The sequence below is a fragment of the Kaistia soli DSM 19436 genome, from assembly GCF_900129325.1.
Classification (GTDB): domain Bacteria; phylum Pseudomonadota; class Alphaproteobacteria; order Rhizobiales; family Kaistiaceae; genus Kaistia; species Kaistia soli.
Window position 1 is genome coordinate 1,611,645 of sequence record NZ_FQUP01000001.1, and the last position, 20,419, is coordinate 1,632,063.

The window sequence follows — 20,419 nt, forward strand, 5'->3', positions numbered from 1 at the left end:
CGGCTTTCGCTCTGGTCGGCGTGGCGCCGACGGAGAGCGAGCCTATATCATCGGCGCCGCGCGCCATGCAACGCGGCGCCGTCATCTCAGGCCTTCATCAGCCATTCATGCTCCGGCGCATTGTGGAACTTCCACGTCCGCTTCGGGCCGGCCATCACGTTGAGATAATAGAGATCATAGCCGTGGATGGTGGCGCAGGGGTGATAACCCCTTGGAACGAGCGTCACGACTCCGTCCTCGATCAACAGCGTCTCGTCGAGCGAGCGGTCGTCCGTGTAGACGCGCTGAAATGCAAAGCCCTGCGGCGGGTTGAGGCGGTGGTAATAGGTCTCCTCGAGCGCGGATTCGTGCGGCAGGTTGTCCTGGTCGTGCTTGTGCGGGGGATAGGACGACGTGTGGCCGCCCGGCGTTATGACTTCCACGACGAGCAGCGAATCCGCCGCCGCCGTCTCAGGCAGGATGTTGGTGACATAGCGGACATTGGTGCCCTTGCCGCGCACTTCCTGTCCGACATCGTCAGGCGAAATGCGCCGCGCCGGCAGGCCGCCGCCCAGCGACGGCGCCGAGCAGACCGCGAGCGTCACCGCCGTTTCGGCCGTTGCCTTCCACTCGGAATCGCCGGGCACATAGACCGAATCCGGCTTGCCCTCGAAAGGTGACATCCGCGTCCCGACGGCGCCGAAGTCCTTGCCACCGGCCTCGATCCGCGCCGTGCCGGAGATGAGGACGAGGCAAACCTCGCGATCCCCTGTCTGGTGATGGGCACTCTCGCCGGGCGCGAGATGATGCAGGTCAAAGCCGACATAGGTCCACCCAGCCAGCTCCGGCGTTATATTGACGGTCCAGCCTTCGTTGCCGGAAGGCTTGACCAGGAGATCGGATGACATCGGGTTTCCTCCCTTGTGCGTTCACGCGGCTGCGTCGGCCAGGCCGCCGGTTCAGCGCTTCCAGCCTGCCTCGGCCATGAAGCGGGTCAGATTGTCGAAACCCATCTTCACATACTGCGCGGGCGGCGCCTTGACCGGATCCTGCTCGGCCTCGATGACGACCCAGCCGGAATAGTTCGGCAGCGCCTTGAACACCGAGACATAGTCGACCGAACCATCGCCCGGCACGGTATAGACGCCGGCCAGCACCGAATCGAGGAACGACCAGTCCTTTTCCGCGGCTTCCTGCGCCACGTCGAGGCGGACATCCTTGGTGTGAACATGGGCGATGCGGTCGTGGTAGCGACGGGCCACCTCGGCCGGATCGGCGCCGGCCCACGTCAGGTGACCGGTGTCGAGCAGCAGCTTCACCGCAGGGCCGGTCGAGGCCATCATCCGGTCGATCTCGTCCTCGGTCTGGATCACCGTGCCCATATGGTGGTGATAGACGAGCGTCAGGCCCTCATCGGCGAGGAAGTCGGCGAACTTCGTCAGGCCGGTGTTGAAGTGAGCCCATTCGGTCTCGCTCATCTCGGGACGCGAGGAGAGCGGCGCAGATTTGGTGCCGTGAACCGTGCGGGTGCATTCCGCCGCGATCAGGACCTTGCAGCCGAAAGCCTTCAGCAGGTCGATATGTGGCCGCGCTGCGGCGAACTCGCTCTCGGCGTCACGCTCGATCAGGAAGGTCGAATACCAGCCCGAGACGAGGTCGAGGCCATGCGCTTCGAGGATCGGGCGGAGTTCGGCGGCCTTGTGCGGGAACTTGTTGCCAAGCTCCATGCCCTCAATGCCGATGGCCTTCGCCTCGGTCAGGCATTGCTCAAGCGGAATGTCGCCGCCGATTTCCTGCATGTCGTCATTGGACCAGCAGATCGGGTTGGCGCCGATGCGGATCATTGTGGCTTATCCTCCAAATGCCCGCGCGGGGCTGTATCGACTGCTATCGCTGCCTGTCATTGCCGGGCTTGACCCGGCAATCCAGGCTAACTCGTTCTCTATGACGCCATGCCGAAGCAAGTCTGAATTGCCGGGTCAAGCCCGGCAATGACAGATGTGGAGCTTGGGCTCTGAGGCAACGGCGTCGACGACCATCGGGTCAATTCACGAAACGCTGGGCCTTTAGCGCCGCTTCATAGGCCGCGCGCGCGGCATTGACCGTCGGGCGGTCGCTGACCTCCGGCACCGCGACGTCCCACCAGTGACCTCCGGCCTCGGTGGTGATCAAAGGGTCGGTGTCGATGACCAGAACGGTGGTACGGCTGTTGGACTTCGCCTCGGCAAGGCCGGCCTCGAGTTCGGCGATCGAGGCCACCTTTTTGGCGATCGCCCCGAGGCTCGCGGCATGCGCGGCGAAGTCGATCGCCGGCAGGACCTCGTGTCGGGTATCGCGGAAGAGATTGTTGAAGTTGGCGCCGCCGGTGGCCATCTGCAGGCGGTTGATGCAGCCAAAGCCCGAATTGTCGAGCACGACGATGACGAGCTTCAGCCCGAGCATCACCGAGGTCGCGATCTCCGAATTCATCATCAGATACGAGCCGTCGCCGAGCATGACGACGACCTCGTCCTGAGGCTTCGCCATTTTGGCACCGAGGCCGCCCGCGATCTCGTAACCCATGGTCGAGAAGCCATAGTCGAGATGGTAGGAGCCCGGCGCGCCTGCCTGCCACAACTTGTGCAATTCACCCGGCAGTCCGCCCGACGCGCAGACGAGGGTTGCCTCGCTGCCGAGCACGCGCTGGACCGCGCCGATGACCTGACCATCGGAGGGAAGAGGTGCATTGGTTACGGCGGTCGCCTTGTCCGCGTCCGCGAACCAGGCCGTACGGCCCTCGGTCGCCCGCTTCGTCCAGCTTTCCGGAGCGCGCCAGCCGCCGAGATCGGCGGCAAGGTCCTTGAGTCCAGCCAGCGCATCGGCGACGAGCGGCAGCGCGCGATGCTTGGTGGCGTCGAACACCTGCGGATTGAGGCCGATCACGGTCTGGCTGTTGTTCTTGAACAGCGCCCAAGAGCCGGTGGTGAAGTCCTGCAGCCGCGAGCCGACGGCGAGGATGACATCCGCGTCTTCGGCGAGCTGGTTCGAAGCGGAGGTGCCGGTGACGCCGATCGAGCCCATGTTGAGCGTATGAGCGGCCGGCAGCGACGACTTGCCGGCTTGCGTCTCGGAGACCGGAATGCCGAAGCGTTCGGCAAAGGCCTTCAGCGCTTCCGTGGCGCCTGAATAGAGCGTGCCACCGCCGGAGACGATCAGCGGCCGCTCGGCGGCGCGAAGCGCGGCGATGGCAGCCGAAAGCTCGTCCTCGGAGGGGCGCATGCGCCGCGGCGTCCAGACGCGTTCGTCGAAGAAGCTCGCCGGATAGTCATAGGCCTCGGCCTGAACGTCCTGGCAGAGCGCCAGCGTGACGGGGCCGCATTCAGCCGGATCGGTCAGCACGGCCATCGCGCGATGCAGCGCCGGGATGATCTGCTCCGGCCGCGTGATGCGGTCGAAATAGCGCGACACCGGGCGGAAGCAGTCATTGGCCGAAACCGTGCCGTCACCGAAATCCTCGACCTGCTGCAGTACCGGGTCCGGCCGGCGATTGGCGAAGACGTCGCCGGGCAGGAGGAGGACGGGCAGGCGGTTGACATGCGCAAGCGCGGCGGCGGTGACCATGTTGGTTGCGCCGGGGCCGATCGAGGACGTCACCGCCATCATCCGGCGGCGAAAACTGGCCTTGGCGAAGGCGACAGCGGCGTGGGCCATCGCCTGCTCGTTATGGGCGCGGAAGGTCGGCAGCTGATCGCGGGCGGCATAGAGCGCCTCGCCAAGGCCGGCTACATTGCCATGGCCGAAGATCGCCCAGACGCCGGCGAAGAGCGGCACCCGCGCGCCGTCGATCTCGGTCATCTGGTTGGCGAGGAAGCGGGTCAGCGCTTGCGCCATGGTGAGGCGGATCGTGGTCATGGACTGTCTCCTCGCATTCCCTCGTGACCGGGACGTCCTCGGATGTCCCGCCTGTTATTCTTGTCATTGCCGGGCTTGACCCGGCAATCCAGACTTTCCTGAAGCCCGCGCTCCATCCCCGCGCTTCTGAAATGCGGGGTCAAGCCCGGCAATGACAGTGAGCGAAGTCACCTCATTGCGCCTAGGCCGCCGTTGTCTGGCGCACATCCTGCCACGCCGCGACCAGCCGTCCGAATTTCGATGCCATGTCGGCGACAGCCTCTTCGTCTGTAATGGCGCCCGACAGCCAGTGTTCGGCGGCCTCGGCGAAGATCGTCCGTCCGACAGCGAAGCCGCGCACGAGAGGCGTTGCCTGCGCGGCGCCGAAGGCTTCGACCAGCTCGTGCTCCGGCGCTTCCAGACCCAGCATGACGATGCCGCGGCACCAGGGATCGCGCGCTGCGATCACATCGCTGATGTTGCGCCAGGCCGCGGCGGTCTTTTGCGGTTCGAGCTTCCACCAGTCGGGGCGAATTCCGAGATCATAGAGACGAGTCAGGACACGCGCGATTGTCGTGTCGTCGACCGGGCCGTTCTTGCCCGCGATGATCTCGACTAGCAATTCGCGGCCGACGGTGAGCGCCGCATCGGCGAGGCGCAGCAATTCGCGCTCTTGTCGGGCTTTCAGGTCTTCGCTGTCATCCGGATGGTAGAAGCAGAGGCATTTCACGGTGTGGCCGATCGGCCATTCGACCAGATGGCTGCCGAGATCGGGAAGGTGATCGAAATCGAGCGGTCGCGAACCCGGCTTCTCGACCGGCCGTCCGATCCAGAAGTCCTGTCGTGCTGCTTTCGCCATCGCCTTGCGGCCATAAGTGCTGTCGAGCAGCATGCCGAATCCGGGCCGGCCCTTTGCGACGCGGGCGGCCGCCTCGACGGCCAGCACCTTCAACTCCTCGATCTTTTCGCGCGGCGCGCCAAGCCGGTCGGCGACCGCCTCGAGCTGGCTGCGATGATCGATGGCGAAGGCGAGCAATTCGCCAGTGGCGCCGCGCCGGGTCGTCGCCCAATGGATATGGGCAAGATCGGCATCCTTGCGCAGCGCACGCTCTTTGCTGCCTTTTTCCAGGAAATGGCTGAGTTCGGCCCAGGTCGGATATTCGGGCGAGCAGAGCAGCCGCGAGACGGCGAAGGCGCCGCAGGCATTGGCCCAGGTGGCCGAGGTCTTGAGCGGTTCGCCCTTGAGCCAGCCACGCAGGAAGCCGGACATGAAGGCGTCGCCGGCGCCGAGCACGTTATAGACCTCGATCGGGAAGCCATCGCCGACAATGCCGTCTTCGAGGTCCTCGGTGATGGGGCCGTCATAGACGATGCAACCCATCGCGCCGCGCTTCAGCACGATCGTCGCATCGGACAGCGCACGGATCGCCTTCAGTGCACTGAGAACGTCGTCCGCGCCAGAGGCGATGCGGATTTCCTCTTCGGTGCCGACGATGAGGTCGCAATCGGCCAAAACCGTCTTCAACTGGTCGGAAACCCGATCCGACTTCACATAGCGTTCGAACCCGCTGGCATGGCCGGCGAGCCCCCAGAGATTGGGGCGGTAGTCGATGTCGAAGACGACGCGGTTGCCGTTTGCCTTGGCGATGCGGATCGCTTTGTGCTGCGCCGCGGCGCTCGCTTCGCGCGAAAAATGCGTGCCGGTGACGACGATCGCCGATGCGCTCGCGATGAAGCCCTCATCGATATCGGTCTCAGAGAGCGCCATGTCGGCGCAATCGGTGCGATAGAAGATCATCGGCGAAACGCCTTCATCCTCCACCGCCAGCAGGACGAGCGCCGTCAGTCTATCAGGGTCGATGGCGATGCCCGCGGTCGCGACACCCTCGCGCGCCATCTGCTCGCGAATGAAGCGTCCCATCTGCTCGTCGCCAACGCGCGTGATCACGCCGGACTTGAGCCCGAGCCGCGCCGTGCCGATTGCGATGTTGGAAGGGCAGCCGCCGACCGACTTGGCGAAGGAGGTGATGTCCTCGAGCTTCGAACCGATCTGCTGGCCGTATAGATCGACCGAGGAGCGGCCGATCGTGATGACGTCGAGCGTCCGGGCGCCGGAATCGTGACCGGTCTGTGCGTGAGCGCGCTTGATCTCGGTCATATTCCCTCCCGGATCCGGCTCTGGCATCCGCCGGTTATGGAATGTGTGGACTGAAATTCGAATTCATGGAATGAATATTTCAAATCGCGACGCATCGTCAAGATGCGCCGGGGTGGCCGGACCAGTCGGCCTGCCGATCTGATCGACGACGGAATGGCGGATGAGCAGCGAACGCGACGAGATCCAGGTGGTAAGTGCCGCGCCGCGTGATTTCTGGCAGCTTCGCGAGGCGATGGTCAGCCGCAAGGACCAGTTGCCGAAGCGTCTCGCCCAAGTCGCCGCCTATGCCATGGCCAACCCTGATGATGTCGCCTTCGGCACGGCTGCCAGCATCGCGGTCAAGGCCGAGGTGCAACCCTCGACGCTGGTACGTTTCGCGCAGGCCTTCGGCTATCAGGGCTTCTCGGACCTGCAGGAGGTCTTCCAGGACCGGCTGCGCGACAGGACGTCGAGCTATTCCGAGCGGCTGCGGGCGCTCGATACGCATACTGGCGGCAATGCCAAGACGGCGGCTCTTTTTGCCGGTTTCTGCGATGGAATCGAACGTTCCGCAGAGGCGCTGCGCGAACGCGTGCCCGTCGAGCGCATCGATGCGGCTGTCATGTTGCTGGCGCAGGCCGAGACGATCTATCTCGTCGGCCAGCGCCGGTCCTATCCAGTCTCGTCTTATCTCAGCTACGCCTTCGGCAAGCTCGGGGTGAAGTCCGTGCTGGTCGGCTCGCCGCAGGGTACGGATCCGGAGACGCTCGGTTTCGCCGGTCCGCGCGACGCGGCAATCGCGGTTTCGTTCACGCCCTACGCTTCGGCGGCGCTCGCCTATACGCGCCAGGTCGCGGAGCAGAACGTGCCGCTGGTCGTCATCACGGACAGCCCATTCAGCCCGCTGATTACCAAGGATTGCGTCTGGTTCGAGGTTGTGGAAGCCGATTTCGAGGGCTTTCGCCTGCTTTCGGCGACGATGGCCCTTGCCATGACACTGGCGGTTGCGGTGGCCGACGCGCGACGCGCGTGATGGACGGAATGTTCCGCATTGACGCCATGGCGGAATTTATGTTTCGTTTTGGACAAAGGCGCCGCATTCGATCCTGCTTCTCTTCCTCGACGTGAGGCATCGACCGGGCAGGAGATTGGGGTACGCCTTGCGGACGGGAGGAACGACGTGAGCGCTGGCGATGGGATCGGTGTCGGGCTGATCGGCACCGGCTATATGGGCAAGTGCCATGCGCTCGCCTGGAACGCGGTGGCGCCGACCTTTGGCGATGTCGCTCGGCCGCGCCTCGTGCATCTTGGCGAGGCCAATGCAGGGCTTGCTGCGACCAAGGCGGCAGAACTCGGCTTCGCGCGAGGCTCGGGCGACTGGCGTCGCGTGGTCGAAGATCCCGAGGTCGAGATCGTCTCTATCACCACGCCGAATGCCTTCCACGCCGAGATGGCGATCGCGGCACTCGAAGCTGGCAAGCACGTCTGGTGTGAAAAGCCGATGGCGACATCGCTCGCCGACGCCGAGGCCATGCTCGCAGCCGCCGGCAAGGCCGGCAAGGTGACTGCGCTCGGCTACAACTACATCCAGAATCCCGCGATGTGGCACATGAAGGCGCTGATCGCCGAAGGAGCGATCGGCACCGTCAATCACGTGCGGTTCGAGATGGACGAGGACTTCATGGCCGATGGCACGGCGCCGTTCGGCTGGAAGAGCCAGTCTGCGTCCGGCTACGGAGCGCTCGACGATTTCGGCGTTCATCCGCTGTCGCTGCTGCAGGTGCTGGTCGGGCCGGTCACCGAGGTCATCGCCGATCTCGCCAAGCCCTATGAGACGCGGCCCGTCGCTGGCGGCAAGGCGGTGGAAACGCATGACATCGCCAATGTGCTGTTCCGCGCCGGCACCGTTTCGGGCAGCCTCCTGCTCAACCGTTCGGCCTGGGGCCGCAAGGGCAGGATCGCCGTGCAGGTGTTCGGCTCCGAGGGGACGCTCGCCTTTGACCAGGAGCGGATGAACGAATTGCAGCTCTTCGAGGCGCGTGGCGCGGTCGCGAACCAGGGCTTCCGAACCATCCTCACCGGTACCAGCCATCCGCCCTATGACAAGTTCATTCCCGCGCCCGGGCATGGTCTCGGCTTCAACGACCTCAAGGTCATCGAGGCGCACGAGATCTTGAAGCGCATCGCCGGGGCGCCGGCGCATATCATCGATTTCGAAACGGGCCTCGCCATCGAGCGGGCCGTGCATGCGATGGCCCGCTCCCATGCCGAACGGTCCTGGGTGCGCGTCGGCTCCTGATTGTTCTCCTCTCCACCGGAATCAAGCTCATGACTGTCAGACTGGGACTTCTCGGCGCCGGCCGCATCGGCAAGGTGCATGCCGCGGCCATCGCGGCCATTCCCGCAGCCAAGCTCGTCGCCGTCGCCGACGCGTTTCCTGACGCCGCCAAGGCGCTCGCGGCTTCCTCGGGCGCGGAAGTGCGCGATGCCGACGCGATCATGGCGGCTGATGATATCGATGCCGTCCTCATCACGACGCCGACCGACCTGCATGCCACGATGATCGAGCAGGCGGCCAAGGCCGGCAAGGCAATCTTCTGCGAGAAGCCCATCGATCTCGATGTCGAGCGCGTGCGCGCCTGCCTCGCGGTCGTCGCCAAGCATGGCGTGCCTTTGATGGTGGGCTTCAACCGGCGCTTCGATCCGAATTTTGTCGAGGTACGCCGTCAGATCGATGCCGGCACAATCGGCAAGGTCGAGATGGTGTCGATCACCTCGCGCGATCCGGCACCGCCGCCGGCCGATTATATCAAGCGCTCGGGCGGGCTCTTTCGCGACATGACCATCCATGATTTCGACATGGCGCGCTTCCTGCTCGGCGAAGAGCCGGTCAGCGTCTTCGCCAGCGCCTCGGTGCTGGTCGATCCTGAAATTGGCGAGCTCGGCGATTATGACAGCGCCTCGATCGTGCTCACCACCAAGTCTGGCCGCATCGCGCAGATCTCGAACACGCGCCGCGCCTCCTATGGCTATGACCAGCGCATTGAAGTGCTGGGCGAGAAGGGCCTCGTCTCGGCTGACAATCTTCGCGCCACCAATGTCGAGATCGCCAACAGCACTGGCTATCTTCGCGAGCCGCTGCTCAACTTCTTCATGACGCGCTACACCGAAGCCTACCGCGCCGAGATCAGCGCGTTCATCGCGACCATCGTTTCCGGCGCTCCCGTGAGCCCGACCGGCGAGGACGGCCTCCGCGCTTTGCTTCTGGCGGAGGCTGCCTTGAAGTCGGCCAAGGAAAAGCGTGTCGTAGAGATTGCCGCCTGACAGGAGAGGGCATCTCTCGACCGGTTCACATGAGCGTCACGGCGCGTATCTAGCGTCCGTCACTCCGTTCGATCGCGATCGGAGGGAGCCGGTTCAACGTTGCTGGCTGGCCGGAACGGAAAGCGGAGTGTGACGCCATGCGTGAACTGGTCGAACTGATGAACGAGGTCCCCGCCGCCGATGGCGTTGCGATCTGGAGCGGCGATCATCGCGTGCGGCTCAAATGGCACCGTCTGAAGCGGCACCGTGACGATGTGCCGTTCACGCCGACTGTGCTCGCCGAGGCTCTCGCGCTAGGGGCGTCTTCGGAGATCGACTTGCGTCTCCATGCCGAGGACGGCTTCGTCGTGCTGCACGACGAAACGCTCGACCGCGAGACGACCGGCTCGGGGCCGGTCGCATCGGCCACGATCGCGACGCTGCGCGGCCTCTCCATGCGCCATCCAGATGGCACGCCGAGCGAGGAGGCTGTGCTGCTGCTCGATGATCTTGTCTTGCTGGCTAAAAACAGCGCTACCCCCGATGCGCTCGTCCAGCTCGATCTCAAGGAGACGGCTGCGGTGCTGACGCCGGCCGTCGTCGCGCGCTTCGCCGCCATCGTCGCCCCGGTCGCGGATCGGTGCATCCTCTCCTGCGCCGATATCGAGGCGGTTCGAATTCTGGCCGGAGCCGTGCCGGGCCTTGCGGCCGGGTATGATCCCTCGGAGCCGAAGGTCGTCGCCGGGCTCGCGACCGCCGACGAATATGCCGGCTTTGTCGCGGCGGCGATTGATACAGCCGGCGCGGCCTCGACGATCTATCTCGATTATCCGATCGTGCTGAAGGCGGCGGCGCTTGGATATGACGTCGTCGGCGCTTTCCATGCCGCCGACAAGCTGGTCGATGCGTGGACGCTCAACACCGATCATCCGGATGCCGCGACCAGTCTCCGCCATCTGGTGGCGCTCGAGGTCGATCAGATCACCACCGACGAGCCGATCGCGCTTCAGGCGCTATTCGAAAGCAGCGACAACAGCCAGGGCTGAAGACTGGGATTGGTGCCGAGCACGGCGCCGCGCGCATCGACTGGGCCGCCGTGAAAACCGGTGACGGCGCCGCCGGCTTCCGACAGGACCAGTGCGGCGGCGGCGTAGTCGAGCGGCGAGAGGCCGTCCTCGAAGAAGGCATCGTGCCGGCTCGCGGCGACATAGCAAAGGCTGAGCGCCGCCGAGCCGAGGCGCCGCGTTCCGGCGGCCGTATCCATGACCGCGCGCAGCGCCAGGTGGTAGGTCTCGACCGGAATGCTGCGCACCTGGCCCGGGACCGGCAAGCTTGCGGCGATCAAGGCTTCGTTGGGCGCAAGACTGCGATGGATGGCCAGTCTCTCGCCGTTTCTATAGGCGCCAAGTCCCTTCTCAGCCACGAAGGCTTCGCCGAGCGAGGGATCGAGGACGACGCCGGCAACCGTCTCGCCGTTTTCGACTAGCGCGATGCAGATGCCGAAGAAGGGCAGGCCCCAGGCAAAGTTGGTGGTTCCGTCGATCGGGTCGATGAGGAAGGTCCCGTCGGCGCTACCAGGAATCGCGGTCTCTTCCTCGCCTGTGATCGCATGGTCCGGAAAGCGGTCAAGGAGCGCGGCCGTGATCGCCCGCTCGGACGCGATGTCGGCCGCCGTCTGGAAGTCGCGGGCGCCCTTCAACGTGAGACGTTCCCGCTCATGCCTGCCGCCAAGAGCCTCGATTGCCCGCGCGCCGGCGATCGCCGCCGCCAGCATGGCGCGGCTACGCTCCGAAGGCGTGATGGCGGGGAGGGCGGCGATATCGGCGAGGCGCGGCGGCATTGATGAATCCTTCTCGGGGCTGTCGTCCATAGCAGCTGGCAATGGCGAATTGATTGCGGCGATGGCCATGCAAATCCGCTAGCTTCGCGTTCATGGGATGCGGGAGACGAACATGGCAGGACGGCTGCAGGGCAAGACGGCGCTGATTTCGGGCGGCGCGACCGGCATGGGCGGGGCCACATCCGCCCTGTTCGCCCGGGAGGGCGCGCGGGTCGCCATCGTCGACCGCAACGCTGAGGCAGCAGCAGCGCTCGTCGCGGAGATCCATGCAGCGGGAGGCGACGCTATCGCGTTCACGGCCGACGTCTCGCAGGCCGCGGATGTCGAGGCGGCGGTTGCCGGCGCGATGGCTGCTTTCGGTCGCATCGACGTGCTGTTCAACCATGCCGGCTCGATCGTCATCAAGCCATTCCTCGAGACGACCGAGGAAGAATGGGACCGCCTCACGGCCATCAACGTCAAGAGCATGTTCCTGATGACCAAGGCGGTGCTCCCGCACATGATCGCAGGCGGCGGCGGCTCAATCGTCTGCACGTCTTCGATCTCGGCCGTGGCGGCGACACCGATGGAAGTGCTCTACGACACGACCAAGGGCGCCTGCCACATGTTCGCGCGCGCGATCGCTGTCGAGTTCCGCGATCGCAACATTCGCTGCAATGCCGTCTGTCCGGGCTTCGTCCGCACGCCGCACGGCAATCGCGAGGTGACAGACCTGTTGCGCTACGGCGTCGATGTCTCCGACGCCGCGCTCGCCGCGCAGCAGGGGCGCATCTGCGAGCCGGAGGAGGTGGCGCGCGCGGTGCTCTTCCTCGCCAGCGACGATGCCAGCTTCGTCAACGGTACGCACCTCTTCGTCGACAACGCCTTCACGGCCGCCTGAACGCCCGCGCCGGCGCCGGTTCGGCATCAGCCACCAAGCCCTCGGCGAGGTCGTCGAGAATCGGGCAGTCCGGGCGGTGATCGCCATGGCAGTGGCCGGCGAGGTGACGGAGCGTGCGTGCCATGCCTTCGAGCTCGCGAATGCGGCGCTCGATGTCGGCGACATGGCCGAGCGCGATCCGCTTCACCTCGGCGCTTTCGCGGCTCTTGTCGCGCCAGAGCGCTAGCAGCGTCGTCATCTCCTCGACCGAGAAGCCGAGGTCGCGGGCGCGGCGGATGAAGCGCAACGTCTCGACGTCGCTGGGCTGATAGGTGCGGTAGCCGGCCTCGGTGCGCGCCGCATCGGCGATGAGGCCGATGCTCTCATAGTAGCGGATCATCTTGGCCGATACGCCCGAGGCCCGCGAGGCTTCGCCGATATTCATGATCAGGCTCCTTTCGGGCGGAAACGCTTCAGCCGCAGCGCGTTGCCGACCACAAAGACGCTGGAGAGCGCCATCGCGGCCGCGCCGAGCATCGGGGAGAGCAGGATACCGAACGGCGCATAGAGCAGGCCCGCCGCGACGGGGATCAGCGCCGCATTGTAGATGAAGGCCCAGAAGAGGTTTTCGCCGATATTGCGCATGGTCGCCTTGGACAAGCCGATCGCGGTCACCACGCCCCCAAGATCGCCAGACATCAGCACCACGTCGGCGCTTTCGATCGCGACATCCGTGCCGGTGCCGATGGCTATGCCGATATCGGCTGCGGCAAGGGCCGGCGAATCGTTGATGCCATCGCCGACAAAGGCGACACGCGCACCGCCCTTCCGCAATTCGGCCACCACGTCAGCCTTTCCCTCGGGCATTACGCCGGCATGCACTTCATCAATCCCTGCCGCCTGCGCGATCGCCCGCGCCGTCGCCTTGCCATCGCCGGTCACCATCACGACGCGGCGGCCGAGCCGCTTCAGCCCGGCAATGGCAGCGGCTGTGGTTGGCTTCAAAGCGTCGCTGACCGCGATGACCCCGGCCGCCTTGTCGTCGATCGCAACCAGTATCGGCGACTTGCCTTCTTCGCCGAGCCTCGACATCTCGGCTGCGAGCGGCGCGAGATCGACGCCTTGGGTGCCCAGAAATCGCGCGGTTCCAACCAGGACCATCCGGCCTTCGACACGAGCTCTGATACCGTTGCCGATAACGGCCTCGAATGTCTCGGCCTCGACCGACGGCAGGTCCTCAGCTTCCGCCGCCTTCTGCAGGGCGCGAGCGATCGGATGCTCCGAACGGGCCTCAGCGCTGGCGACAAGGCCGAGCAACTCGTCGCGCGCAACATCGCCGATTGGGATCAGGTCGGTCAGCACGGGCTTGCCTTCGGTCAGCGTGCCCGTCTTGTCGATCGCCACCACATCGGCACCGGCAAGGGCCTGCAGGGCATCGCCCTGGCGGAACAGGATGCCGAATTCGGCGGCGCGGCCGGTGCCGACCATGATCGAGACGGGCGTCGCGAGCCCCATGGCACATGGGCAGGCGATGATCAGCACGGCCACCGCGTTGACGAGGGCAAGCGAGAGCGCAGGCTCAGGACCGAAGAAATACCAGCCCAGGAATGTCAAGATCGCTACCACGATGACGGCGGGCACAAAGATGCCGGTGACGCGGTCGACGAGCGCCTCGATCGGCAGCTTGGCGCCCTGCGCAGCCTCGACCATGCGGACGATCTCGGCCAGCTTGGTATCGCTGCCGACGCGTTCGGCGCGGAAAGAAAAGCTGCCGCCGCCATTGACCGTGCCCCCGACGACGGCCGCGCCCGCTGCCTTTGCCACAGGAGCAGGCTCGCCGGAGATCATCGATTCGTCGACATGCGACATGCCCTCTGTGACGGTGCCGTCCACGGGGATGCGCTCGCCCGGGCGAACCAGCACGATGTCGCCGACGCGGACTGCTTCTATCGGCATGTCAGCGGCGGCGCCGCCGTCGCGGCTGACCCGGGCGGTCTTCGGGCTGAGCTTGATGAGCGCCGTGATCGCGGCGCCGGTCCGGCCCTTGGCGCGCGCCTCCAGCATGCGGCCGAGCAGGATCAGCGTCACGATCACCGCAGCCGCCTCGAAATAGAGCGCGTCATTGCCGGCGGGGATGAGTTGGGGCGCGAAGGTTACGACCGTCGAATAGAGCCAGGCGGCGCCTGCGCCGAGCGCGACGAGCGCGTTCATTTCCGGCTGCCCCTTCAGCAGCGCCGGAATGCCCGAAACGAAGAACCGGCGGCCGGGAATCGCGAGGACGAGGGTCGCCAGCGCGAATTGCAACCAGGCGTTCCACGGGCCGAGCGTCATCATCGTCCAGTGATGGAAAGCCGGGACCAGATGGCCGCCCATCTCAAAGACGGCGATCGGGAGCGTCAACGCAGCGGCGAGCGCGAGATCGCGCCCGAGGCCGTCCGCATTGTGGTTGTGATGGGCCATCGCATCATGCGGCGGATGATCATGCGTCAGTTGATGAGCCTGATAGCCCGCTCCGGCCACCGCCGCTTCGATCGCGCCGGACATGGACGCGCCGTGCGCATGGATCGTCGCGCGTTCGGTGGCGAGATTGACGCTGGCCGTGTCGACGCCCGGAACCGCCTTGATCGCCTTCTCGACACGCGAGACGCAGGAAGCGCAGGTCATTCCCTCGATCGAAAACTCGATTCGCTCAGGCTGAGCGCCGTGCGCGGAGGTCGTTACCTTGGCGGGGTCATGGTGCTGTGTCATCGGCTTTCCGCTCGTTCTGATCTTGATGACCCGTTAGATAGGGCTTCCCATCATGGGAAGGTCAAGGTGCATTTTAACTCTTGACCTTGCCATGGTTGGAAGCCCCAGATCTCGATCAACGAACCATGAGAAAGGTGCTTCCAATGTTGATTTTCACTGTTCCAGACATGACCTGCGGCCATTGCGCCTCGACCATTGGCAAGGCCGCGCGCGCAGCTGCCCCGGCAGCGGAGGTCACGGTGAACCTGGCGTCGAAGCGCGTAGAGGTTGCAGGCGAAGCAGATGCGTCCGTCGTCGCCGCTGCGATCCGGGCCGCCGGCTACGAGCCGGCCGCCGCCTGACGCCCGTCCAGGCTGAAGGCGCCGGGTCCGGCAGCGGCGATATAGAGGAAGACGAAACAGAACAGGATCGGTGCGTCGCCCTGATTGTTGATCGGGAAGAACGCGATCGGCAGATGCTCCATGAAATAGGCGATCGCCATTTCGCCCGAGAGCAGGAAGGCGACCGGCCGCGTCAGTAGCCCGACGATCAGGAGCAGGCTGCCGATGATCTCAATCAAGCCGGCGGTCCAGAACAGCGTCAGGGGCGGCACACTGCTCATGCCCTCGACATAAGGCCAGCCGAGAACCTTCGACGTGCCATGCTCGAGAAACAGCGGCGCCGCGACGATGCGAAGCGCGGCCAGAAGTTCAGGCCGCCAGCGATCCAGGAATCTCATCGAGAGCATGTCGTCCTCCGGCGCACCGGCGGAAATCCTACACCTCTCGGGGAATAAAGCGGCATCACGAAGCGCGGCGCTGCATGGGCTGCCGCTCCCGGGGTTCTTGTTGGAACGAAACGGGCGCGGGCGCTTTGACTCTCCGGAAGCCGATTCAACGGCTCAGGAGGTCATCATGGTCGTAGACAAGGTTCTGAACACGATCGTTCCCGGCCGCGCTCAGCGTGAGCAGAAAAAGGCCGACGAGCGTAAGCTTGATCTGGAGCTCAACGAGACGTTCCCGACCAGCGATCCGCTCGCTTCGACGCAGCCGGGGGCTGGGGTGACTGGCGCGGAAGTGAAGCCTTCGCAGCTTTCCCCATCGCAAATCGCATCCGGCCGCAAATAGCGACATCGTCGTCATCAAGAAAAATGCCCGGGCTGGTCCCGGGCATTTGCGTCGTCTGGCAATGGCCATCAGCGGCTTGCGATTTCGTCGCGGCCTTCGCCAAAATCCTCATCGTCGAAGTCGATCGTCGCGTGCCGCTCGCCGCCGGGGTCCGGCAAAGGCTGAGAATCTTGGTTCTCGTCGGCGACATCTTCCGCCTGCTGCTGGCGGATGTTCTCGTCATCGTTCGAAAAGCCGCCCTGCTGGCGCTCATCGGTATTCGCATAGGGCTTGGGGTCGTGTTCGATCATGCGACGTCCTCCGTCCTGATGGCGTGACGGAGGCAAACGTCACCTCGCTGGAACGGTTCCGTAGTCCGCTGGGCTCACGGCATCGCGAAGATGGGTTTCAGCGCTTCGTATGTGGCGCGATATCGGGCGTAGCCCCGATCATAGACGTCCCGGTTGGCGTCGATCGGCGTGATCAGATCGCCTTGGCGGGCAAGGGCACTGACGCCTGCCCAGTCGGTTGCAAGGCCGCTGCCGATCGCAGCGACCCACGCGGCGCCGACTGACGAGCCATAGGGGTTCTCGAGCAGGCGCACCGGCAGGCCGACAATGTCGGCGACGATCTGCATCCAGATCCGGCTCTTGGTGCCGCCATCCGAGGCGAACACTCGTGCGGGCTGATGACCCATCTCCTGCAGCACATCTAGATGGTGTCGGAACCCATAGGCGATAGCTTCGAGCAGCGAACGCCAGATATGACCGCGGCCATGGCTGAGGCTGAGGCCGGTGAAGGTGCCGCGCGCCAGCGGATCATGGATCGGCGTCTTTTCGCCGAGGAAATAGGGCAGGCAGAGTACCCCGTCACTGCCGGCCGGAACGCTGGCGGCGAGCGCGTCGAGGGCGACATGCGGACGCTCCTCGCCATTGGTTGTTCCGATGAGACCGGCGAGCCAATTGAGCGCCGAGCCCGAGGCCGCCATGCAGCCGTTCGGCGCATAGACGCCGGGCACGAGGTGATAATCAAGATAGAGACGCGGATCGGGTGTTGCCGTTGCCGCGGCGACGACAATATCGCCGGCGCCTCCGAATTTGAGCAGAACGTCACCGGGCTCAGCGATGCCGGCGGCGAGCGCCGAGGCGATGTGGTCGGCGGCGCCGCCGAAGACGGGCAGTCCTTCGGGGAGCCCGGTCAAGGCCGCGGCTTCAGCCGATACGGTGCCCATCCGCTCATGCGTCACCGTTCGGTCAGGAACGGCGCTGCGGGGAATGCCAGCAAGGCTCACGAGATCGTCGGCGATGCGGTGATCGGCGAGGTCGGTGAACCCGGCCTCAAGCGCCCAGTTCTGCTCGACGGCGCGGCGGCCGGTCAGGCGGAAGTTGATATAGTCATAGGAACCGAACACCGTGGCGATGCGGGCGAACACATCGGCCTCATGCCGCGCGATCCACCGCAGTTTGGCCGCGACCAGTTGCTGGTTCACACCATTGCCAGCGCGCGCCAGGAACGCGGCCTCATCGAGTTCGGCCTTCAGGGCGTCGACTTCGGCGCTGACGCGGCCGTCGCTCTGCTGGATGCTCGGGCGAAGCACCGCGCCGTCCACGTCGAGCAGCACCACGGCCGGCAGCATGCCCGTTACGCAGAGGCCGGCGAGGCTGGCTGGACCGCCCGGCAATGCCGCGACGATCTCCCGGAGAATGGCGACGCAATTCGCCCACCACTCGGCCGGATCCTCCTCTGCCCAGCCCGGAAAGGGCGAAGAGAGGGTTACCGGCTTTGAGGCGACATGCAGGATCTCGCCCGGCGGCCGCACCGCGATGCCGATGGTCGAGGTCGTGCCGATATCGAGGCCGATGACGGTGTCCGGGCGGGCCGAGGTCATGATGCGGGTCAGACGATCGCGTCGACGACGTCCATGAAGCGCTTGACGCGATCCGCGTCGACGGCGTTCCAGGTGTCGCCATCGACCTTGAAATGCGTGCCGACAATGACGCCGTCGGCATAGGTCATGACCTCGCGGACATTCTCCAGTCGAACGCCGGTGTTGGCGAAGATCGGGACATTCTTGACGGCTTCGGAGACGGCGCGAAGATCGGACGTCTCGGCCGGCTGGCCGGTGATCGGGCCGGAAACGAGGATTGCGTCGGCGAGCGATGAAAAGACGGCGCTCTTGGCGCGCAGCGCGATCGGCCGATGATCGAGGCTCGCGGCGAATTCTGCATTGATGTTGAAGAGCAGCTTCAGGTCCGGACGGCCAAGGTCGCGGCGAAGACGCAGCGCCTCGGCGGCATTCGGCTGCCAGAGGCCCATATCCGAGGCGAACAGCCCCGTGAAGATCTCGCGCGCGAAGGAGGCGCCGGTCGCGCAGGCAATCGCCACCGAGGCCGAGGGATCCCAGAGATAGTTGACGCCGAAGGGTACCTTCATCATCGGCTTCAGGGCCTGGATGACGGCGGTCATCGCCGCGATCGTTGCCGAGCTTGCCTTGAAGACATAGGGCCGGTCGTTCTCGTTGCCGAACATCACCGAATGGATACCGCCAGCCTGCAGTTTCTCGAGATCGCTTGCGGCGTTCTCGATCAGCTTCTCGACGCCGCCATCGGCATCATAGAGCGGCGTGCCGGGCAGGGCGCCGATATGGACCATGCCGACCACGACCTTGCGACGTGCGCCGAAGAAATCAAAAACCATTCCGTTAATCCCCTTGGCGGGGGCCGATCCTGCCGGCCGCCGCTTCATGTCAGAACTGAAAAAACTATCCTGCGATGCGCTCGGCGACGGCACCGGCCACGATCACCTGGACCTCCGCCGCCTCGAGCGCCCTTGCCAGGTGGTTCGGGGGCGGCGCGTCGGTGACAAGCACGTCCGCGCCCGCGATGTCGCAGACGCGCGCCAGCGAACGATGGTCGAATTTCGAGGAATCGCAGAGAATGACGATCTGGTCGGCGCGAGCGATGAAGGCGCGCTTCACCTCGCTGTCCTCGACCGAATAGTCAAAAAAGCCGGCTTCGATCAGGCCTGATACACCTATGAAGACGCGGTCGAGGTTGTAATTGGCGAGTTCGCCGACGGCGCGCGAGCCGACCACAGACTGTTCGGGATTGCGGACCTCGCCGCCGAGCACATAGACCGGGCTCTTGGATGCAGAGAGAACCATGGCGGCGCGCAGGCTGTTGGTAAAGACGCGAAGGTCAGCCCGCTCCACGATCGCCTCGGCGAGCGTCAGGGTCGATGTGCCAACATCAAGGCCGATAGTCTCGCTGGGCCCGATCAGCGATGCGGCGGCATGGGCGATCGCCGTCTTCTCGCGGGCATTGCGATGACGCCGACGCTTGAAGGCCGGCTCCTCCAGATCGAACACCTCGCGCGGGCTGGTGGCGGCCGAAACGGCGCCGCCATGGGTGCGTGCGAGCAGACCGCGCTCCTCCAGGACGACCAGATCGCGACGGATCGTCATCTCGGAGACGTTGAGATTGGACGCAATCTGCGACACGGAGACGAAACCGTCCATCTCGACCACATCAAGGATCAGCGACTGGCGCGCACCAGCCGGCATGCGTCCAAAACCGACGGCTGGGTCATAGCTGGGGAGGTCGTCCGTATGCATTCCAGGGCGCCCTTAGAATCTGCCGCGGCGAGGTAGTTGCCACGTTCAGACTGTAACAGGTTCGAACATAACCGAACATGAACCGGAAGTTCGGCGTTGTAAAGTGTTCGGTTTTGCGCTTCCTTAGCGCCTTCAAAATCCGAGCCGTGAGGAGCTGACAAGGTATGGCGGGCATATTCGACTTGACGGGCCGCAAGGCCCTTGTCACCGGTGGCGCCAAGGGTATCGGCGCTGCGATTGTCCGCGCCCTCGACCGGGCCGGCGCGACGGTCGCGATCGCCGACCTCGACGTGATGGCAGCGCAGACGGTCATCGCCGAGCTCAGCAATGGCGGCTTCGCGGTTGAGATCGACGTCACCAAGCGCGCCTCGGTCGAGCATGCGATGGGCCAGGCGATCGAAGGCCTCGGCGGCCTCGATATCCTCTGCGCCAATGCGGGCGTCTCGACCATGCGTCCGGCAGTGGATATCACCGACGAGGAATGGGACTTCAATTTCGACGTCAACGCCCGCGGCGTCTTCCTCACAAACCAGATCGCGACGCGCTATTTCCTTGCCGAGAAGAAGCCGGCGGTGATCGTGAATACCGCTTCGCTGGCCGCCAAGGTCGGCGCCCCGCTGCTCGCCCATTACTCGGCCTCGAAGTTTGCCGTTTTCGGCTGGACGCAGGCGCTGGCGCGCGAACTCGCTCCGAAGGGCATCCGCGTCAACTGCGTCTGCCCCGGCTTCGTGAAGACCTCGATGCAGGAGCGCGAGATCGTATGGGAAGCCGAGCTGCGCGGCATGACGCCGGAGGCCGTGCGGGCGGAATATGTGTCGCTGACGCCACTCGGCCGCATCGAAGAGCCCGAGGATGTGGCCGACGTCGTGGTTTTCCTTGCATCTGACGCGTCACGGTTCATGACCGGGCAGGGCATCAACATCACCGGCGGCTTCCGTATGGATTAACGCCGGCGACGTGGGCGCCCGCCCGTCGTCGCAACAGG

General features: G+C 65.1%; 20 protein-coding genes. 8 read left to right on the top strand and 12 right to left on the bottom strand.

The annotated features are described in order from the left end of the window. Positions 1–86 precede the first annotated feature (86 nt). From iolB to BUB39_RS07890, 4 genes are all read right to left on the bottom strand, one after another. Entirely contained in the window at positions 87–887 is an 801-nt protein-coding gene (gene iolB / locus BUB39_RS07875) for a 5-deoxy-glucuronate isomerase (protein WP_073052363.1), read from the bottom strand. A 51-nt stretch (positions 888–938) separates the two neighbouring features. Then, positions 939–1,823 (bottom strand): myo-inosose-2 dehydratase, encoded by an 885-nt coding sequence (iolE, locus tag BUB39_RS07880; RefSeq protein ID WP_073052364.1) that lies wholly within the window; start codon positions 1,821–1,823, stop codon positions 939–941. 199 nt (positions 1,824–2,022) lie between these two features. Next, entirely contained in the window at positions 2,023–3,870 is a 1,848-nt protein-coding gene (iolD, locus tag BUB39_RS07885) for a 3D-(3,5/4)-trihydroxycyclohexane-1,2-dione acylhydrolase (decyclizing) (RefSeq protein ID WP_073052365.1), read from the bottom strand. A gap of 181 nt (positions 3,871–4,051) precedes the next feature. Continuing rightward, the gene (locus BUB39_RS07890; RefSeq protein WP_073052366.1) at positions 4,052–6,007 is read right to left on the bottom strand and encodes a bifunctional 5-dehydro-2-deoxygluconokinase/5-dehydro-2-deoxyphosphogluconate aldolase; all 1,956 of its coding nucleotides are present in this window, start codon (positions 6,005–6,007) and stop codon (positions 4,052–4,054) included. A gap of 160 nt (positions 6,008–6,167) precedes the next feature. On the opposite strand from BUB39_RS07890, the gene BUB39_RS07895 reads away from it, so the two are divergent. The 4 genes from BUB39_RS07895 to BUB39_RS07910 all read left to right on the top strand — a co-directional run bounded on the left by BUB39_RS07895 (position 6,168) and on the right by BUB39_RS07910 (position 10,335). Further along, positions 6,168–7,019, top strand: a complete 852-nt coding sequence (locus BUB39_RS07895) for a MurR/RpiR family transcriptional regulator (RefSeq protein WP_073052367.1) — start codon at positions 6,168–6,170, stop codon at positions 7,017–7,019. A gap of 147 nt (positions 7,020–7,166) precedes the next feature. Continuing rightward, complete coding sequence (locus BUB39_RS07900) at positions 7,167–8,285, top strand: Gfo/Idh/MocA family protein (protein ID WP_073052368.1); 1,119 nt, start codon at positions 7,167–7,169, stop codon at positions 8,283–8,285. 29 nt (positions 8,286–8,314) lie between these two features. Beyond that, the gene (gene iolG, locus BUB39_RS07905) at positions 8,315–9,310 is read left to right on the top strand and encodes an inositol 2-dehydrogenase (RefSeq protein WP_073052369.1); all 996 of its coding nucleotides are present in this window, start codon (positions 8,315–8,317) and stop codon (positions 9,308–9,310) included. Positions 9,311–9,447: 137 nt separating this feature from the next. Continuing rightward, positions 9,448–10,335 carry a glycerophosphodiester phosphodiesterase gene (locus tag BUB39_RS07910; protein ID WP_084526997.1) on the top strand — a complete coding sequence of 296 codons (888 nt, stop codon included), beginning with the start codon at positions 9,448–9,450 and terminating at the stop codon, positions 10,333–10,335. Here BUB39_RS07910 and BUB39_RS07915 read toward each other — a convergent pair. Continuing rightward, complete coding sequence (locus BUB39_RS07915; RefSeq protein WP_073052874.1) at positions 10,296–11,129, bottom strand: inositol monophosphatase family protein; 834 nt, start codon at positions 11,127–11,129, stop codon at positions 10,296–10,298. The two genes, BUB39_RS07910 and BUB39_RS07915, sit on opposite strands and share 40 nt — an antisense overlap. 112 nt (positions 11,130–11,241) lie before the next feature. On the opposite strand from BUB39_RS07915, the gene BUB39_RS07920 reads away from it, so the two are divergent. Next, the gene (locus BUB39_RS07920; RefSeq protein WP_073052370.1) at positions 11,242–12,009 is read left to right on the top strand and encodes an SDR family NAD(P)-dependent oxidoreductase; all 768 of its coding nucleotides are present in this window, start codon (positions 11,242–11,244) and stop codon (positions 12,007–12,009) included. On the opposite strand, the gene cueR is transcribed toward BUB39_RS07920, so the two are convergent. After that, positions 11,996–12,433 (bottom strand): Cu(I)-responsive transcriptional regulator, encoded by a 438-nt coding sequence (gene cueR / locus BUB39_RS07925; protein ID WP_073052371.1) that lies wholly within the window; start codon positions 12,431–12,433, stop codon positions 11,996–11,998. The genes BUB39_RS07920 and cueR overlap by 14 nt on opposite strands. Positions 12,434–12,435: 2 nt before the next feature. Then, positions 12,436–14,736, bottom strand: coding sequence for a heavy metal translocating P-type ATPase (locus BUB39_RS07930; protein ID WP_073052372.1), 2,301 nt, complete (start codon positions 14,734–14,736; stop codon positions 12,436–12,438). 143 nt (positions 14,737–14,879) lie between these two features. Between BUB39_RS07930 and BUB39_RS07935 the strand changes: the two genes are divergently transcribed. Further along, positions 14,880–15,077 (top strand): heavy-metal-associated domain-containing protein, encoded by a 198-nt coding sequence (locus BUB39_RS07935; protein ID WP_073052373.1) that lies wholly within the window; start codon positions 14,880–14,882, stop codon positions 15,075–15,077. On the opposite strand, the gene BUB39_RS07940 is transcribed toward BUB39_RS07935, so the two are convergent. Then, positions 15,056–15,463 carry a DoxX family protein gene (locus BUB39_RS07940; protein ID WP_073052374.1) on the bottom strand — a complete coding sequence of 136 codons (408 nt, stop codon included), beginning with the start codon at positions 15,461–15,463 and terminating at the stop codon, positions 15,056–15,058. The two genes, BUB39_RS07935 and BUB39_RS07940, sit on opposite strands and share 22 nt — an antisense overlap. Between BUB39_RS07940 and BUB39_RS25185 the strand changes: the two genes are divergently transcribed. Beyond that, on the top strand, positions 15,462–15,842 hold the full coding sequence (locus BUB39_RS25185) for a hypothetical protein (protein WP_139251380.1): 381 nt from the start codon (positions 15,462–15,464) through the stop codon (positions 15,840–15,842). The genes BUB39_RS07940 and BUB39_RS25185 overlap by 2 nt on opposite strands. A 68-nt stretch (positions 15,843–15,910) precedes the next feature. Here BUB39_RS25185 and BUB39_RS07950 read toward each other — a convergent pair whose 3' ends face one another. From BUB39_RS07950 to BUB39_RS07965, 4 genes are all read right to left on the bottom strand, one after another. Then, positions 15,911–16,132 carry a hypothetical protein gene (locus BUB39_RS07950; protein WP_073052376.1) on the bottom strand — a complete coding sequence of 74 codons (222 nt, stop codon included), beginning with the start codon at positions 16,130–16,132 and terminating at the stop codon, positions 15,911–15,913. Positions 16,133–16,206: 74 nt separating this feature from the next. Continuing rightward, positions 16,207–17,709 (bottom strand): FGGY-family carbohydrate kinase, encoded by a 1,503-nt coding sequence (locus BUB39_RS07955; protein WP_073052377.1) that lies wholly within the window; start codon positions 17,707–17,709, stop codon positions 16,207–16,209. Between the two features lie 8 nt (positions 17,710–17,717). Next, on the bottom strand, positions 17,718–18,518 hold the full coding sequence (locus BUB39_RS07960; protein ID WP_073052378.1) for a BtpA/SgcQ family protein: 801 nt from the start codon (positions 18,516–18,518) through the stop codon (positions 17,718–17,720). A 64-nt stretch (positions 18,519–18,582) separates the two neighbouring features. Continuing rightward, complete coding sequence (locus BUB39_RS07965) at positions 18,583–19,434, bottom strand: DeoR/GlpR family DNA-binding transcription regulator (protein ID WP_073052379.1); 852 nt, start codon at positions 19,432–19,434, stop codon at positions 18,583–18,585. A 164-nt stretch (positions 19,435–19,598) separates the two neighbouring features. Between BUB39_RS07965 and BUB39_RS07970 the strand changes: the two genes are divergently transcribed. After that, positions 19,599–20,381 carry an SDR family NAD(P)-dependent oxidoreductase gene (locus BUB39_RS07970; protein WP_073052380.1) on the top strand — a complete coding sequence of 261 codons (783 nt, stop codon included), beginning with the start codon at positions 19,599–19,601 and terminating at the stop codon, positions 20,379–20,381. Positions 20,382–20,419 lie beyond the last annotated feature (38 nt).